Genomic DNA, 17,965 nt, shown 5'->3' with positions numbered 1-17,965 from the left:
TAATTATAATACTTCCTTCTTATGTCTGTTTCTTAATATTTTTTTCTAAATCCTATCCCCAAAGTTCTTCATCTGTAGGAACTTCATTTTCTGGCATATAATAAGCAATTCTAGAAATATTAATTAAATGCTTATAGTCAAGATTTTCAGAAATACTGTTATTTCCCCAAGAACCACAACCTAGAGTATTAGTAGGTGCAAGACCATTAAAGAAACTTCCTCCAGCACTAGTAGCACAACATTGATTAATAACGAATCTTGATACCTCTATATTTTCTCCTGCATATTCTATATTTTTAACTGTATTTGAATGGATAGATACACTATGCCCTTTTCCCTCTACATTTAGATTTGCTTTTGCAATAGCTACACCTTCTTCAAAGTCTTTATACTTATATGCAGATATAACTGGACACATTTTTTCTTTTGCAAGTATATCCTCTTCTCCTGGACCATCAGCTTCTATTACTATTATTTTTGTATCTTCTGGAATTTCAACACCTGCAATTTTTGCAATTGCATGAACAGATTGACCTACTGCATCTTTATTCATAGCTTTATTTATAAACATAGCATTTCTAAAAGCTTCTTTCTGTGCATTATCTCTAACTATAAAACCTTTATTATTTTTAAATTCATCCATTACTTTATCAAACATTTCCTCTGCTACTATCACTGATTGCTCTCCTGAACAAATTATACCATTATCAAATATTCTTCCTGCTATAATTTTAGGTACTGCTTCTTTAATATCTACATCTCTATCTATAATACATTGAACATTTCCTGCACCTACTCCAAGTGCTGGTTTTCCACTTGAGTATGCGGCTTTCACCATTCCCATTCCACCAGTAGCAATTACTACATCTGCTGATGAAATTAAATTTCTTGTATTTTCTCTTGATTGTTGGTCAAGTATTTGTATTAGATTTGCTGGCGCTCCTATTTTTTCTAATTCTTCATTAATCATATCTACAGTTTTAGTACTGCATCCAATTGCTTTATGGTGTGGTGTGATAATGATTGCATTTCTTCCTTTAAGGGCAAACATTGCATTACTCATAGGTGTAACGATTGGATTTGTACAAGGAGTTATTGCCGCTACTACTCCAATTGGTTTAGCTACCTTTGTTATTCCAGTTTCTCTATCTATATCAATTATACCAACTGATTTTTTATCTTTTAGATTGTTATATATAACCTTTGCTTTACTTTTATTTTTAGCTACCTTGTCTTCATATACTCCCATTCCAGTTTCTTCTACAGCAAGTTTAGCTAAGTATTCAGCATTATAATACACTACTTTCCCAACTATCTTTACTATTTTATCTACTTGTTCTTGAGTATAACATTCAAACTCTCTTTGAGCTTTTCTAGCTCTCTCAATATAACCATTAATGTATTCTTTACTTAAATCTTCAAAGTTTTCTATTGCTTTTTCCATTTTAAATCTGCCTCCCATTTATTAAATATTTTTATAATGCACTTTTAAAAGTTTCAGACTTTTTCATTGTACCTGTATTCATAAATTTACTATGCCATGATAAAGCTTCATCCAATATGTGAGGAGTTTGTTTTGCTCCATTTTGACAGGCTCTATTTAAATAATCTCTAAGTTGTTCTTTATAATCTGGATGAGCACAATTTTCTATTATTTTTATAGCTCTTTCTCTAGGCGCAAGACCTCTTAAATCAGCATATCCCTGTTCTGTTACAATTACCATTACATCATGTTCAGTGTGGTCTACATGAGATACCATAGGTACTATTGATGATATATCACCATTTTTTGCAATTGACTCAGTACTAAATATAGTTATTGCTCCATTTCTAGCAAAATCACCAGAACCACCAATTCCATTCATCATTTTTGAACCCATAATATGAGTAGAATTTACATTTCCATAAATATCAACTTCAATTGCAGTGTTCATTGCAATTACTCCAATTCTTCTAGCTATTTCTGGATTATTACTAATCTCTTGAGGTCTCAATATAATCTTATCCTTAAAGAAATCAATATCTTCTTCAAATTTTATTAACCCTTCTGGTGATGGACTTACAGACGTAGTAGAAGCCATTGTGACCTTACCCATTCTTATTAAATCCAACATAGAATCCTGCACAACCTCTGTATAGCAAGTTAAATTTTCAAATTCAGATTCACATAATCCATATAAAACAGCATTGGCTACACTTCCTACACCAGATTGAAGTGGAAGTAGATTTTTTGACAATCTACCTGACTTTACTTCTTCTTTCAGAAAAGCGATAATATTATTTGATATTTTTTTTGAAGCTTCATCTACAATACCTAATGGACGTGTCTTATCTTGCATATTAGTGATTACGATTCCTGCAATTTTATCTAAGCCACAAGGTATATATGTTGTTCCAATTCTATCTTTAGGATGATTTATTTCTATTGGCTTTCTATGTGGAGGATTTTCTGTAATATATATGTCTGCCATTCCTTCCATTTCCATTGGTTTTGAAAGATTTATTTCAACTATTACTTTATCTGCACTTTTTATAAAAGAAGGTGAATTACCAATACCACTGGTAGGTATAATATCTCCATTTTCGGTTATTGCAAGTGCTTCTACTATAGCTACATCTACTTTAGGTATAGTTCCATAGTTTAAAAATTGAGTAGAATGACTTAGATGCATATCTATATAATTAACAACGCCTTTATTAATGTTATTTCTAAGTGTAGAATTAGTCTGATAAGGAAGCCTTCTTTCAATTATACCCGCTTCTGACCATGCCCCATCTACCTCTGGGCCTAAAGATGCACCTGAATACACAGTTAACTTTATCTTTTCTCCTCTTTTAGCCCTTTCTGCAACTGCTAATGGCACTGCTTTTGGATAACCTGAAGGTGTAAATCCACTAAGTCCAACAACCATTCCATCATTTACAATTTTAGCAGCTTCATCTGCATTCATAATTAAATCACATAACTTTTCATTTCTTAATCTTTCTCTTAATTCTTCAAATACGCCTTCATTATTCATAAATATCCCCCCATATAAAGTCTTATTTACATTGGAAGTTTGTGTAAAACTATAACCAATATAACTTTAGTTAACAATGCAAATGGATACGTGGCTCCATAACCTGCTGCTGGGTCATCACTGTCAAGAGCATCAACAGCTGCTCCAAGACCTGGAGTTGATGTCATACCACCACAGACAGCTCCAGATAGTAAAATCCAGTTTAATTTAAATATATATTTACCAACTAAGAATCCTATCATCATAGCTGTAACACCCACTACTATTGCTACAAAAGCCAGATGCATACCAGATGTCATAATTGAATCAACTACTTTACCACCATATCTTAATCCAACTATTGCTAAGAAAAACACTAGACCTATTTGCTTTAAAATGTTTAAAACCTTTTCTTCCATTCTGAAATTTACTGCCCCTATCTTACCTACATATCCAAGTACTAGAGATACAATTAGTGAGCCACCTGTAGCTCCTAATGTGAAGTATCCTAATGGTCCCATAAATACATGTATTCCTCCTACCAAATATCCAGCCAAACATGTTAAGAAAAATGTTATTATATTAAATGGAACTTCTGGTATCGTTTTACCTGCAACGCTATCTCTTGCTTCTTTCATTTCTTTTTCATATTTTCTTCTTTCCTCTTTAAGGTCCATCCTAAATATTTTTGGAAGGAAATTTACACCTAATATTACTATTAAAACTCCAAAAGGATATGCAACTGCATGCCCTATACCAACACCTGCTTCAGCATACGCAATATATTTATCTATTTGCTCTTGAGTTAGTGATGTAGTTGTATTTACATCTAATTTTCCTTCTGGGTCAACAACTTTTAAAATTTCTTTCTTATCTTCTATTGAAGCTTTTTCAAACTCCTTTGATACATCTTCTGCATGTTTACCAGCTGTTTCTAGAGCAGCAGCTAATCCGGGTGAACTTGTTAATGCCCCTGTATAAACACCAGAAACTTCATAAGCACTGCTTCCTTTGTTACTTGATAGTAAAGTCATTGCATAAGTCATAGAACCTCCTATAAAAGTTATAAGAACTCCTAAAACTACAAATCGTGCTCCATACTTCTTTAATACAGCTTTCATATCTTTTGCAGCTAATAAACCAACTGCTGCAACAAATATTATCAAAAAGAAATCAAAGAAGTCAGGAGAAATAATTCCATTTCCCATCATGACAGTTGCTGCCTTATACCCTGCTGCTGTTTCTCCTTTTGCTATTACTGAATTCCCCAAGCTATATGCAAGCCACCCAATAAATAATCCTGTAAATAATGCTCCTGATACCCCAAAATTAAACTTCCCAAATTTAATCTTTCCAAATAAAATTCCTGTAATTACAGCAGCAAACATAAGGACAAAAGGATTCATTAAAAAATCCATTAACTCAAACTTCACTAAATCACTCCCTTTCATCGTTATTAAATTAACAATTATTACTAAAAAATATATTTCTCCTTTCTCCCTAAAACTTTATTTTGTTATTAAATTAACATTACTAATTAAAAAAATTTTCCCTTATTAATATCAATCTTTTTCTTTAGGATTTAATTAACAATCTAGTCTCGAAAATAATTGTTTATTTTTAAATAGTTAAATTTTTAATATTCGTTGCTATAACTCGATTATAAATTGATTATCATCAAAGTATATCAGCTATTTTCTTTTGTTAATTTAATAATAGCACTATTCTTAATAGATTGAAAATATCAAAAACTTATGATATGATAGTTTAAAACTATTCTATTTTTTTACAACAATATACAAAACTTATATTGTCGTTAATTATATACTTGTCACTAATACATAAATGAAAGGAATTAATATCCAATGAATATAAATTATTTATATTATTTTCAAACAGTTTGTAAATATAAAAACATGACCAAAGCTGCTGAAAGTATTCATATTTCCCAGCCATCCATAACATTAGCTATTAAAGAATTGGAAAAAGAACTTGGTTTTGAGCTTTTTTACAGAATAGGAAACAAAATAGAATTAACTCCTGAAGGAAATATTTTCTTAGACAAATCAAAAAACTTTACAAGACAATTTGAAGATTTTCAAAGTGATGCACTAGACTTAGGAAAAAAGAGAAAAGCCTCTCTTAAAATAGGCATTCCTACAGTCTTAGGTACTTTTTTACTTTCAAAAATACTTCCTAGATTTAATGTAATTTATCCAGATATAGAACTTAAAATCTTTGAAGTTCCAACATTTGTTGGAGCTAAAATGATTGAAGAATCTTCACTCGATTTTTGTATTGGCATAATCGATAGTGATATTTATGATGATATAGATTCAAAAACAATCTACAAAACAGAATTGTATTTAGTTACAAATCCAAAAAATGAATTGGCAAAGCAACCTATTATTTCAAATTATATGTTAAAAAATGTACCTTTTGTCATATTATCTGAAGGTTCTTATCATTATAAAATTATAACAAAAAGACTTGAAAAAGCTAAACCAAATATAATTTTGCATTCAAATCAACTTTCTACTATACGTTATTTATTAGAAAATAACTTAGCTTCAACAATATTGTATAAAGAAATATTTCAAAATACAGAAAATCTCTGTTCAATTCCATTAGAGCGTGCAATTACTGCAAATATTGGTGTTCTTTGGAGAAGAAATCAGTACATATCTCATAGTATGAGACTTTTTATTGAATATATGGCATCTATTCATATAAATTAGTTTCATTTATGTTATATAAGTACAATATTTAATTTAAATAATACACCATAAATATTGTAGAGTATCAGCATAAAAATAAAATATATAATCTCAGAAAATTACAATTGTATACATTTACATCTAAATATTATTATACTGATACTTCTAACAATATTTTTTTAATTATTAATCATGTTTTTAATCAGGTCTACTTGGACAACCTAACAAAAAACCCACGCATCCTGATACAAAATCTCTCATCTGTGAAATAGTACCTAAAGAAGCTGGAGCTATAGTTGTAAAATTCCTTACGACAAAAAGTACTATTAATGCTACAACACAAATTACAGTAGCTATAATAATTTGTAATTCACTGGTTTCTCCTTCTTCAATACCTTCAATTTTATTAACAGATACTTTATTTTCATAATTATCTTTCTCTGAAGTAAATCCAATAGTATTTTTGACATTCATCACATTATTTTGACTTGATTCTTGACCTTTATTAGCTGAATTATCATCTATAAAAAGATTTGAAGATACATCAGTATTTATATACTTTCTTGAAGGTCTCTTTATAAAATTAGCACTTAAAAAGTATCCAAATATAGCTGCTGAAGTTGTTCTTACTACTACATCAATGGTTGTAGTATCTTGTGAATTTACTTCGTTGACAAATAGAGTGTATATAGATTGAAACATGAGTATTGCCATTACAATTATTAAACATCTGTCAATTAGTTTGATTTTATACCAGGCTTTTTTTATATTTTTTATAAGTTTATGTTTTTTATACACAGATATTATCACCTCTCACAATAAAATTAAGCCCTCTTTACTATAATATGTAACGAGAGCTTAATGGTGAGATTATGTTATATTTTATGTAAAAAAGTATATAAAAAACAAATTATTTGTCTAAAATCATCAAATCTTTAGGGAATTTAGTAAGTCTTTCTGGTCCGTTTTTGGTAATCAGAACAGTATCTTCTATTCTAACTCCACCCCATCCTGGGAAATAAATACCTGGTTCCATTGTTATTATACATCCTTCTTCTATAGTTTTATCGCCATAATTACCAATGAAAGGCTCTTCATGAACATCTCTACCAACTCCATGCCCTATACCTTGATAATAATAATCTTCATATTTTTTAACAACTTTTCTTATTTCAGCATCTGGAATTGTAGCATGTACACCAACTTTCATGTTTTCAACACCTACATTTTGTGCTTCTTTAACCAAATTATATACCTCTAATTGCTTTTCGGAAGCTTCTCCAACTATAAAAGTTCTAGTTGTATCAGATATATAACCATTATACATCGCACCATAGTCTATAAGTACAAAATCTCCTTTTTCTATGACCTTATCACTAGGTTTACCATGAAGTAATGAAGTCTTTGCACCTGATATCAATATAGTCTCAAAACCTATATTTTGTGCTCCATTCATCTTCATAAAATACTCCAATTTTGTAGCCAATTCAATTTCACTAACTCCAGCTTTTATATGGGGAATCAATTCTTCCAATGCCTTATCTGCTATCTCACATGCTTTTCTTGTATTCTTGATTTCCTCTTCATCTTTTACATATCTTAATGTCTCTACAATATTTTCTGTAGGTATTAATTCTCCATTATCTTTCTCAATCAGATTTTTAAGTTCCTCGTATTTATCAAACACTATATTAGTTCTTTCAAATCCAAGTTTCTTTATACCTACTTTATCACATACGCTTTTTACTGCTTTTGCCACACTTCTATCAAAGTTATGCCAATTTATAATTTCAAAACCTTCGCAAACATTTTCTGCAAGTTCCATATATCTACTATCAGTAACTAAGAAATTACCATCTTTACAAATCACTGCATATGCTTCCTCATCAGGAAAACCACTTATATAATTTACATTGGTCTTCTTAGTTAAATATAGTGCATCAAGACCTTTGGATTCCAATAATTCAACTACTTTTTTTACTTTGCTCATGATTTTGCCTCCAAATAATAAATTTTACCTCAATTATATTATATCATTAATTAGTGTTCTTTTTTATCTAATAGATACTTTATTTCTAAAATTTTTTCATATCTTTCTAACTTTATTTTAAGATTTCATTAGTTTTATCTAAGATATATTCATAAGTTTTGTCAATACTTATTAGGAATTTTTTCATTATATATGTGGATTAACCAAAATTTAGTACTTACAAAAAACCTCGTTCCTTATGACTATATTGAAAATGAATGTTTTTTGGCTATGAAATCGCTTATAAATAGAGTGTTTATGTTGATAATTCAAATTTTTATATGAAAATTTTAAGTAAAATAGTTACAAATATAATTATAAGAAAGATAAGGAATTATTACAATATTTACCGTTTTTCAATTAACATCTGAAGTAGATTTTATATATTAATATCCTTTGATATTTTAAATCCAATGTTATAAGCTTTTTTTAATATTTTAGGATTATTTTCAATTGAATTTTTTTCAAATGCTTTAGTAGCAATTATAGTTTTATAATGATTTAGACCCATTCCTTTAAGATGCTTACTTGTATATCTAAAATATCTTTTAAAAAATATTGATAAAGGTGCTGCTTGAGTATAAACCATGATTATTTTTTTATTTCCAAATCTAGGTATATGTTTACCTTTATCTATTGTTGTAAGTGGATAAAGTCTATCTAATAATAACTTGGTTTGAGCTGATACCTGACATATATAAACTGGCGAACCTATAATTACATACTCAGCTTTCTTTATATCTTCATATACTTGAATCATATCATCTTTAAGTGAACATGAATAATTTTTTCTACAATATAAACATCCTTGGCAACCTTTTATATTCATATCATTTAAGTAATATTTTTTTACATCAACATTATTTTTGTTTGCTCCTTTAATTATTTCATTAATTATTGTATCTACATTACCATTTTTCCTTGGGCTTCCTACAAATGCTACTATTTTAGACATTTTCAACTCTCCTATTTAATATATATTTGCTATATTAAGAAATATTTGCTCCAAATATTTTTCTTTTTCTTCATATCTTCAATTTGAAAATTATTATAAAATATCGTATCTATTTTATTTATTGTATTTTCAGGTATTTTAATAACATTATCTAATTTTTTAGTGTTTGATATGAATCTAGTTCAATATTATATTACTAATTTACTGCTTATAAGCAAGATTAATAATTGTATAAAAAAGAGAAGTTGATATTTTAATTAGTACTATTCATTTTGATTCTTTTGGAAAGTAACAATATTTTATCTAATATTTCATTTATCACAAAGATAAATTCTTCATCACTTTTCCCTGTGGGGTCATTTATTCCCCAATCTTCTCTATATATACATGGAAGATATGGACATTCTACATTACACCCCATTGTAATAACAATATCAACTTCGGGTATGTCTTTTAATAACTTTGAATATTGCTCTTTTTCCATATCTATATTATAAATTTTTTTCATTAAACGTACAGCATCTTGATTTATTTGTGATTTCACCTCAGTACCTGCTGAATAACTTTCAAAAACATCTAAACCTAGTTTCTTTCCTAATGCTTCTGCTATTTGGCTTCGACAAGAGTTATGAACACAGATAAAAGCTACTTTGGGTTTATAGGCTACCATGTTTTTCCCTTTCTATAATTGATTTCACTTCATCAATTGTTAATACCTTACCATATGATACAACCTTGCCATTCATAACAAGTGCAGGAGTGCTCATTACTCCATAGCTAGCAATTTGAGTAAAATCAGTTATGTGCTCAATATTTAAATCTAAATTCATTTCTGAAATTGCTGTACGTGTTGCATTTTCTAAAGCTATACATTTTGCACAACCAGAGCCTAGAACCTTGATTCCATCTTCTTTCTTTGTCATTTCTGCATGTTCCATAGTTTCTGATGTACAATCTCCACTACAGCAACATGTTTTTTTTTCTTCTTTTTTACCAAATAATTTCATCTTAATTTCCTCCTAGTTTTTATAATATTAAAAATGTATGCAAAACATTAAACAAATAACCAACCACGATAATACCAATTGTACAAATAGCTATAAATAAAGCCAGTAATTTTGGTTTTACAGCTTTTTTAAGCATAATCATAGATGGTAAACTTAATGTTGTTACAGCCATCATAAATGCAAGTACAGTTCCTAATTGTGCACCCTTAATTAACAATGCTTCTGCAACAGGTATTGTTCCAAAAATATCTGCATACATAGGAACACCAACTAATGTTGCTAAAATAACACCAAACGGATTGTCACTACCTAGAATTGTTTCTATCCAAGTTTCTGGAATCCAGTTGTGAATTATAGCACCAATTCCTACACCTACTAAAATATAAGGGAATACTTTTTTAAATGTTTCACTAACTTGTTCTTTTGCATATTGAACTCTATCTTTTCGTGTCAAAGATGGTGAGTCAATATCTACATGACTTGCATTTTGTATAAAATCTTCAACATATTTTTCCATGTGCAATTTTTCGATAATAGTACCACCAATAACTGCAATTAATAGTCCAACTATCACATAGGCAATTGCAACTTTTGCACCAAATATACTCATAAGAAGTACAAGGCTACCTAAATCTACCATAGGGGATGAAATCAAGAAAGAAAAAGTAACTCCTAAAGGAAGCCCTGCACTTGTAAAACCTATAAAAAGTGGTATAGAAGAACATGAACAAAATGGAGTTACTGTCCCTAATAGAGCAGAAACAATATTTGCTCCAATACCATGAAAGCGACCCAAAATCTTCTTACTTCTTTCTGGTGGAAAATAACTTTGTATATAAGATATAATAAAAATCAAAATACATAAAAGTATAGTGATTTTTATAACATCATAAAAAAAGAATTGAACACTACCACCTAGTCGTGTAGTATTATCTAATCCTAAAAATGATAATGTGTTGCCAATAAGACTATTTAGCCATTTCATGCCAAGAATTTGGTCTTGAAAAAACAGTATGGCTATTTGTAATATTTCCAAAACAATTCCTCCATTCTATTTTTCATATCAATTTTATTTGATATGTTTTTTTTAATAAAAGCCATCTGTAGATGACTTTTATTTGCAAGATTCTGTATCTGTATTAGGTGTTGTGATTTCTAATAAACGCTTACTAGCATATTCACTGCCCTTTTTACTAAGGCTATAATGTGTCCATTTTCCATCTTGTCTTGGTGATACTATTCCTGATTCACACAATATTTTCATGTGATAAGATAGTGCAGATTGACCAATATTCATTTTATCAATTAAAACACAAGCACATTTTTCTCCACTCCTTAAAAGTTCGAGAATTAAAAGTCTTTTTTCATCACAAAGGGCTTTAAATATTTTTGCATCATCTTTATAGTTAATCATCATTTTTCACCTCTCATATCAAAATATTTTGATGTGTCTATCGTACTATATTAATATTGCTTTGTCAACAGTCACATCAATTTTATTTGATATGATTTATTGATTCTTTTTTGACTAAATGCTCTATACTTAAATAATTTTTCTTTATACATAAAACTTAATTAATATCCTCCACAACAAGATATCTTTTTATAGTCTAACTTCTAATTACTTTTTATAGAACTGTTTAAATTAAACAATTTATCAGAAAAGGACATCTTAGGGCTTTGTAAAAATAATTTAAGAGTAGATATATATTTCTTAGAAAAAATACAAAAATAAGGTTATGATTTTTAAAACCATAACCTTATAAATACTTAATTTTCACTTAAAAAATAAATTTATATTTAAAGAGTACACATAAACATTTCCCAACTTATCAATTAGAAAATCACATCTTTTAATATACTCCTACCTATTTTGCAGTATATCCAGCTTTAGTTAAAGTTTCAACTGCTAAATCACCTTTAGCTTCATTTACTAAAACTATTGGACCTGTACAACCCATACCACTTTCAGCATAGATTCCATTTTTCCATAACTCAGATACTGCATCTTCTAAATCCATTATATCAACACCAGCTATTTGACGAGTAACAACCTCTTTATCTGGCATTTTAACTTCTACTTTTTCAGCTTTAACTTCTTTTTTAGTAAGAGAAGATATAATATCATCAAATTTTGCTTTTTTAACTTTTTCAAATTCACTTCTTGCAACATTACTTATATCGCCCTTTACAACATCATAGGCGTATTTTAGTGCATTTGCTACTACTGGAGAACCTGATGCTCTTGATACTATAAGAACTCTTCTATCATAGTCTTCTCCAACCCCTGGACCATATCCAAAGCCTTGAGCCTCATAATCTCCACCTGTAGTATATGAAGAAAATACTTTCATAAATATATTTCCAGATAATGTATCAGTAACCATAACATCAGGTGCACCTACAAGTAAATCATTACCTCTCATTACACAGCCACCATCTGCTCTAATTGAATCAGCAAACTCCATGTCATATCCATTATCTTTTAATTCTTTTAAACATTTCTCAACTTGTCTTGCTCCATCTACATTAAGTATTCCAACCTTTGGGCATTTATTCCCAATTGATTTAGCTGTAGCAATACCATAAATGGCATTTCTCACCATTGCTTCTATTCTATTAGTAGCACTTGTTCCTGTTGTAGTTGCAAGTATCATTTCTTTTCCTTTGGCTGGAGTTATCACTCTACCTACTGTAGATACACCTATTGGAAAATTATAGTGCATAGTAACACAAGCATCAATGTATCCTGAATCTAATAATTCTTCCATTTTTGAATGCATTTCTTTTTCATCATTAACTTCAACTACTTCAAGGTCAGTTTCTACTTTTGGTCCAATAAGTACTATATCAAATAAATTAGATTTTGCTAATTGTGCACCATTAACCATGTTCTCTACACCATGTTCACTTCCAAGTGTAGTCACACCAATTTTTACTTTTTTGCCAAATTCGCCGCTTTCTATTGCATTAGCTACTTCTAAGAATACATCTGCGATTACTTTTTTTGACATATCCTCACCCCTATTCTTCTAACATGTCTAGTGCTAGTTTTTTCATAGATTCAGCTATTATCTTCTTAATTTCATCCTTAGAAATTCCTGAAGTCTCTTCAGTAATACCTGTATTTCTTTCAGCTATAAAAGATACTCCATCAAATAAGTTAGTCATTCTTCCTAAGAATAAACTACCTTTTCCAACTATCATAGCTCTATTTCTCTCGCCTGTAGTTAAATCATCTATTAAAAATCCTATATAAGGAGCTCCTGATGGTATATGTCCTTGAGTTGGTGCCCATCCTGGTAATCCTTTATTAGAAACAAAGTCTTTTAACTCTTTCTTTTCTAAATCTCCACGCTTAACAGCAAGTGCTCCTATCATTTTATAGTTTGCTTCTGGAACATCTCCTGCTCCTGCTGGCTTAGTTATATCTGGGTTTTGCATTTCAACAGAGTATACATCGACATCTGTTATTTTTAAATTAGCTCTATCAAGACCTGAAGTTATAAGTGCTGTCATAACTGCTTGAGGTGAAGAACCAGTTCCAACAGTATGCTTGCCTGTTAAATCAGTTCTTATAACTGGATTTATTCCATCATTTTCAGATACAAGTACTGCAAATCCTCCAACAACATCTTCAAGTACAGGAAGTCCTTTTTTAACATGGTCTTTAGCATTCATTCCAAGTTTAGCACTTGCTCCACCTGCTACTACCATTACATTCTTGTGTATTCCAGCTTTTACTAGAGCTGCAGCTTGAATTAATGCATGTGTTGGTGCTGCACAGAATCCTCTTGTGTCAGAACCAGTTGCATTTTGAAGTCCTGCTATCTCAGCTATTGATTTAGCAAAGTTTCCTCCACCTCTTTGGTTTATATCTCCACAAGCTTCTTCTGAACACTCAATAACATAATCTATTTCAGCAGGGTCTATTTTGCTATGTCTTAGCATTTGAATAGCAGATAAAACTCCAGATGCTTTTACTACTAAATTTTCAAACATTGTATGAGCATTTAGGTTAACATCTACATCATGTGCTCTTTTTACATAACCAATGAATTTTCCATTATGGTATAATCCTTCTGCTATGTGTGTTGCTACTAATTCTTTACCTTCTTCTATATCATCACCCTTTAATTTACCTACAAATGGAGCAATTTCAGGGTAGTTGTTTTCGATTTTTGGTTTTACTTCATCAATAAATTCTTGTGATAATTTTACTAAATCAAATGCATCACTTATTTGCATTAAAGCTATGAACTCATCTTGAGGCATTATTTCTCCAAATTTACCATTTCTATTTCCCTCAATCTTTTGTTCACACCATGGCATTGGTAAATCTCTTAATTCCTCTGGTCTTCTATTTCCTATATAAACTTGATTTGGCATGTAGTTAACTACATCTTCGTAACTTCTTATATGATTGCTTACTTCCTTTAAAAATTCTGAATCTGGATTTGTTGCTCTTTCAACTGTACAAGTACTTCCATTTTGCACTATCATATCTGGAGTATGAATAAGTACATAGCCTGCCCCTTTTAAAACTGGATAAGTCATTTTGTGCACCTCCATAAATTTTATGAACACTTATTTTTTAATTTAATTAAAGACTCTAATTGTTGTTATTTTTGTTTTGTTGTATATTTGATTCTATTATTGTTTATGTATTTTGGCATTTTTTAAGATTTCATGAATGAATAACTCCAATTTACCCATTCATGAAATCTATATTATTTTTTTGTGTATAGTTATTTTTTATTTTTAGTGTGTGTTTATATTTTTATCTATATAATATATGTGTGTGTTATTTTTATTTTTCAAATACTGTTTGACCATCTACTTCTGTAGTTAAAGCGTTTAATGCTTTTTCTACAAGGCCTCTTCTTAAGGCTTTTTCTTCTGTAGGGTCAAGCGCTGGATTTCCAAGTGGATGAGGTATTGCTATAGTTGGAACTATTCTATTAGCCCCTACTGTTAATGAAATAGGTACTACTGTACACATATGAACTACTGGAAGTCCAGTTTTTTCTATTTCTTTTACCATCGTTGCACCGCAACGAGTACAAGTACCTCATGTAGAAGTTAATATTACTGCATCTACACCATCAGCCACTAATGCTGCCCCAATTTCAGAAGCATATTTTTTAGAGTTTGCAACAGATGTACCATTACCTACAGTTGTGTAGAAAGTTTCATGTAATTTTCCAATCACACCTTCTTTTTCTAAATCTCTAAGAACATCAACAGGTAATACTCTATCTGCATCTAAATTTGCATACACTGGGTCATATCCACCATGTGCAGTTTCATAAGTCTCTTCTGTTAAATCCACAACTCCTGCTATAGAATAAGTTCCATATTTAGAAGCTGAAGAAGACTCTATTCTATCAGGGTTTCCTTTTGGAACTATACCACCTGAAGTAACTAAAGCTATTTTGCATTTTGATAAATCTTTTACAGCGTTACTTGGGTCAACTCTATCAAAGTTTGGCATTGGGTATTCAGTTTCAAATGGTTCACCTTTTATTTTCTTAACTAACATGTCAACAGCTCTCTTAGAACCTCTGTCTTCATGGAAATAATTAACTCTTATTCCTCTAGCTATGTATCCTTCATCTTTAGGAGTTCCAATTTCTTCTCCATTAGCAAGTTTTACTGCAAGCTTTGCTATTTTAGGAAGTGCTTTTCTCATACCTGCTGCAGAATCAGAAGTTTCTACTACATAAACTTCTTTTTTGAACATATCTGCACCTGGATTTTCAATATACATACCTGTTAGGGCTGGTATATTTAAAGCATCTTTTACAACTTTAGTTATTGTTCCAGCAGCAACTCCATATCTACCAGCATTAAATGCAGGACCAGCTATGAAAAGTTGTGGTTCAAAACCTTTTATCATTCCTAAAACTTCTTCACTTGCACTGTCTATATTTTCATTGAAGTAGCTATCTCCACATACTACTGTTCCAACTATTTCAATATCTTCACCTAATAATTTATCAAGTTGTAAACTTATTGGAGGTAAAGTTTCTGCCACATGTGGCTTAGTATCAGCTTTTTCTTCTCCACCTATACCAGCAAAGAACTGATTAATATAATGTACCGCTTTTAGTTTTCCCATCTCTTAGTTTCACCCCTTTTGCTTTTAGGCATTAAAATTTACAAAATTCTTCTCTTATACCAGACATTTCTTCTTCTATTTCTTCAACTTCTAAAACCATTTCCATCATACTTATTTGATCTTCATATACAGTTTCATCAAATAAAGCTTTCATTGGTTCTTCTACAACATGGTAAACACTTAATCCTAAAGCAACTCCAGCAAGTGGTCCAGCGAAAGTTGGATCCCCAGCAGTTACTGTTTCGGCTGCAAGACCTGCAGCTTCGGCTTCAGCAGCACCTAGTAAAATCACAACATTTTCAGCTCCGAATTTATCAGCAGCTTCTTTAACTCTGTTTTGATTTTCTAAGTCCATAGCCCCAGCAGCAGTTCAGACAAAGCATTCTGTAGATGAGAAAACAACCTCTGCTCCTTCTACTGTTTTTACACATTCTTCTATCGCAGGTCCTGGTATACCATCACGGTCACCTATTATAAGAACCTTTTTATTACTAAGTAAACTCATAATAATCCTCCTTATTATATTTCTAATATATTTTTTTATATCTATAACATTTATTATAATTTATCTATAATATGTTTAATTAACATTACTCAATCGTTTAATAAAATACTTCTTAATATCCTTTAGCAGTTAAATGACCAAATCCTGTTTCATTAGTTGCACCTGTTATAGCTTGTATTTCAACTTCAATAGTTCCATCAGCCTTTAAGCTTCCATCAGAACCACCAGCTATTACATCTACTACTTCTAAATGACCAATTACTTTATCTAATTTAGGAAGTACTACAACTTGGTTAGCATTTCCACCTGTTACAACAGCATCAGCTCTTACATCTGCATCTGCAAGTGATTGAGAACCTCCATCACGTCCAGCATATTCATCTGTAACTATAACAGTTTTTACACCTTGCATTTCTATCTTCTTACAGTTCATTATAAGGTCAGTATCTGGATTTCCAAAACCTTCTTGTGAAACTATAACTGCATCTAATCCTAGGTATTTACATAATTTAGAAGTCCAGTTTGAAGATCTTTCTTTGTCTGCTAGGTAAACATTTTCATTAGTTATAATTACACCTACAAAGTTTATATCTTTGCCATGTCTTGCATATAAGTCTTCAACAACTCCATTGTTTATATGAACATAACTTGGGTTTTTGTCACACGCAGAAACACAGTTACCACTTACAATTGCTCCGTCCATTAATTCTGTTGGATATAATAAAGTTGGTACTATTTGTTTTGCATCCACTCCATATACATAAGTATCATGTAATAATCCTTGAGTTTGAAGCATGTAAACATATCCTACTTTTGGAAGTTCTGGATATTCTTTTATTGACTCAAGAAGAGGCTTAGTTTCATATACTGAAACTTCATCTGGAGTAAGATTTCTTGCTGCTTCTCCTAAATACATTGCTGCTTTAAATCCTATCATTCTAACAGCTTTTTCATGAGCATATTGTTTTAAACCATCAATAGGTTCAGCTATTACTACAACATTATTTAATTTAGAAAATGGAGTGTATTTAGCTCCTTCTCCAGTCATGTCTACTATACCTTCTTGGAAACCTACTATTTTTCCAGTAGTTACAACAGCTACACCTTTTAAAGCATGAGTTTTTCCTTCTCCTACAGTGTCAACTTTAGACATTATACCTGGGAATATTCCCCCATTACCTTCAACTTTTACTCTTGGCTCGATAACATCTTTTACAGGTGTTATTCTTACGCTTTCACCTGGACGAGCTAATTCTATATCTATAGATTTTATATGCTCATCTCCACCAATCTCTTGTAGCATCTCTTGCTTATTGATGAATAATACTCCATCTTTTACTTCTGTTACATCACCAAATTGAATATCTTTTATAAAGATTTTCCCTAATTCAAGACGCATACTTGCACCTCCTGTTATTTAATTTGTGTATATGCATTTGAGTTTTTCTCAAAATTATATCATTTTATAACTTTTATTAAAGATAATTTTATAATATAGTATTTTTATGTCTTAAATATTTGTTATATTATTAAAAAATATTTACTGTAAAAAAATTATTTTATTTAAAATTATTTTTTTAACAAACTTGAATATAAAAACCTCTTTTATCTTATTATCTTCAGACTAAAACA

General features: G+C 30.4%; 16 protein-coding genes. 1 reads left to right on the top strand and 15 read right to left on the bottom strand.

Translation table 11 applies throughout. The annotated features are described in order from the left end of the window. Positions 1 to 52: 52 nt before the first annotated feature. Genes Q3287_RS15720 through Q3287_RS15710 form a run of 3 tightly spaced genes read right to left on the bottom strand, consistent with a single transcriptional unit; the run spans position 53 to position 4,450 of the window. On the bottom strand, positions 53 to 1,444 hold the full coding sequence (locus tag Q3287_RS15720) for an aldehyde dehydrogenase family protein (RefSeq protein ID WP_054277115.1): 1,392 nt from the start codon (positions 1,442 to 1,444) through the stop codon (positions 53 to 55). A gap of 31 nt (positions 1,445 to 1,475) precedes the next feature. Beyond that, positions 1,476 to 3,020 carry an acetyl-CoA hydrolase/transferase family protein gene (locus Q3287_RS15715; RefSeq protein ID WP_407964387.1) on the bottom strand — a complete coding sequence of 515 codons (1,545 nt, stop codon included), beginning with the start codon at positions 3,018 to 3,020 and terminating at the stop codon, positions 1,476 to 1,478. A 26-nt stretch (positions 3,021 to 3,046) separates the two neighbouring features. Beyond that, positions 3,047 to 4,450 (bottom strand): hypothetical protein, encoded by a 1,404-nt coding sequence (locus tag Q3287_RS15710; RefSeq protein WP_161803378.1) that lies wholly within the window; start codon positions 4,448 to 4,450, stop codon positions 3,047 to 3,049. A gap of 414 nt (positions 4,451 to 4,864) precedes the next feature. Between Q3287_RS15710 and Q3287_RS15705 the strand changes: the two genes are divergently transcribed. Next, positions 4,865 to 5,737 (top strand): LysR family transcriptional regulator, encoded by an 873-nt coding sequence (locus Q3287_RS15705; protein ID WP_054270945.1) that lies wholly within the window; start codon positions 4,865 to 4,867, stop codon positions 5,735 to 5,737. A gap of 177 nt (positions 5,738 to 5,914) precedes the next feature. Here Q3287_RS15705 and Q3287_RS15700 read toward each other — a convergent pair whose 3' ends face one another. The 12 genes from Q3287_RS15700 to Q3287_RS15645 form a co-directional block, all read right to left on the bottom strand. Beyond that, positions 5,915 to 6,514, bottom strand: coding sequence for a hypothetical protein (locus tag Q3287_RS15700; protein ID WP_407964386.1), 600 nt, complete (start codon positions 6,512 to 6,514; stop codon positions 5,915 to 5,917). Positions 6,515 to 6,626: 112 nt separating this feature from the next. Next, a complete protein-coding gene (locus Q3287_RS15695) occupies positions 6,627 to 7,706 on the bottom strand; it encodes a M24 family metallopeptidase (protein ID WP_407964385.1) in 1,080 nt (359 codons plus the stop codon). Positions 7,707 to 8,124: 418 nt separating this feature from the next. After that, on the bottom strand, positions 8,125 to 8,700 hold the full coding sequence (locus Q3287_RS15690; RefSeq protein WP_407964384.1) for a flavodoxin family protein: 576 nt from the start codon (positions 8,698 to 8,700) through the stop codon (positions 8,125 to 8,127). Positions 8,701 to 8,953: 253 nt separating this feature from the next. Continuing rightward, complete coding sequence (locus Q3287_RS15685; RefSeq protein WP_054270949.1) at positions 8,954 to 9,370, bottom strand: arsenate reductase ArsC; 417 nt, start codon at positions 9,368 to 9,370, stop codon at positions 8,954 to 8,956. Further along, the gene (locus Q3287_RS15680) at positions 9,357 to 9,707 is read right to left on the bottom strand and encodes a thioredoxin family protein (RefSeq protein ID WP_407964383.1); all 351 of its coding nucleotides are present in this window, start codon (positions 9,705 to 9,707) and stop codon (positions 9,357 to 9,359) included. The genes Q3287_RS15685 and Q3287_RS15680 overlap by 14 nt, the downstream gene beginning before the upstream one ends. 19 nt (positions 9,708 to 9,726) lie before the next feature. Beyond that, a complete protein-coding gene (locus tag Q3287_RS15675; protein ID WP_074178389.1) occupies positions 9,727 to 10,743 on the bottom strand; it encodes a permease in 1,017 nt (338 codons plus the stop codon). 78 nt (positions 10,744 to 10,821) lie between these two features. Next, positions 10,822 to 11,124, bottom strand: a complete 303-nt coding sequence (locus tag Q3287_RS15670) for a helix-turn-helix transcriptional regulator (RefSeq protein WP_407811546.1) — start codon at positions 11,122 to 11,124, stop codon at positions 10,822 to 10,824. Between the two features lie 451 nt (positions 11,125 to 11,575). After that, positions 11,576 to 12,721, bottom strand: a complete 1,146-nt coding sequence (gene grdD / locus Q3287_RS15665) for a glycine/sarcosine/betaine reductase complex component C subunit alpha (RefSeq protein ID WP_167639962.1) — start codon at positions 12,719 to 12,721, stop codon at positions 11,576 to 11,578. Between the two features lie 10 nt (positions 12,722 to 12,731). Then, positions 12,732 to 14,264, bottom strand: coding sequence for a glycine/sarcosine/betaine reductase complex component C subunit beta (gene grdC / locus Q3287_RS15660; RefSeq protein WP_054277120.1), 1,533 nt, complete (start codon positions 14,262 to 14,264; stop codon positions 12,732 to 12,734). A gap of 253 nt (positions 14,265 to 14,517) precedes the next feature. Then, positions 14,518 to 15,828, bottom strand: a complete 1,311-nt coding sequence (grdB, locus tag Q3287_RS15655; protein WP_407964382.1) for a glycine reductase complex selenoprotein B — start codon at positions 15,826 to 15,828, stop codon at positions 14,518 to 14,520. A gap of 31 nt (positions 15,829 to 15,859) precedes the next feature. Next, entirely contained in the window at positions 15,860 to 16,333 is a 474-nt protein-coding gene (grdA, locus tag Q3287_RS15650; protein ID WP_079739759.1) for a glycine/sarcosine/betaine reductase complex selenoprotein A, read from the bottom strand. Between the two features lie 112 nt (positions 16,334 to 16,445). Further along, positions 16,446 to 17,732: a glycine/sarcosine/betaine reductase component B subunit gene (locus Q3287_RS15645; protein ID WP_054270955.1), complete on the bottom strand. Its 1,287-nt coding sequence runs from the start codon at positions 17,730 to 17,732 to the stop codon at positions 16,446 to 16,448. Positions 17,733 to 17,965 lie beyond the last annotated feature (233 nt).

The organism is Clostridioides sp. GD02404 (assembly GCF_045898275.1).
GTDB classification, from domain to species: Bacteria; Bacillota; Clostridia; order Peptostreptococcales; family Peptostreptococcaceae; genus Clostridioides; species Clostridioides difficile_A.
The sequence above is the reverse complement of the archived record's forward strand: the minus strand, read 5'-3'. Positions and strand labels throughout refer to the sequence as shown.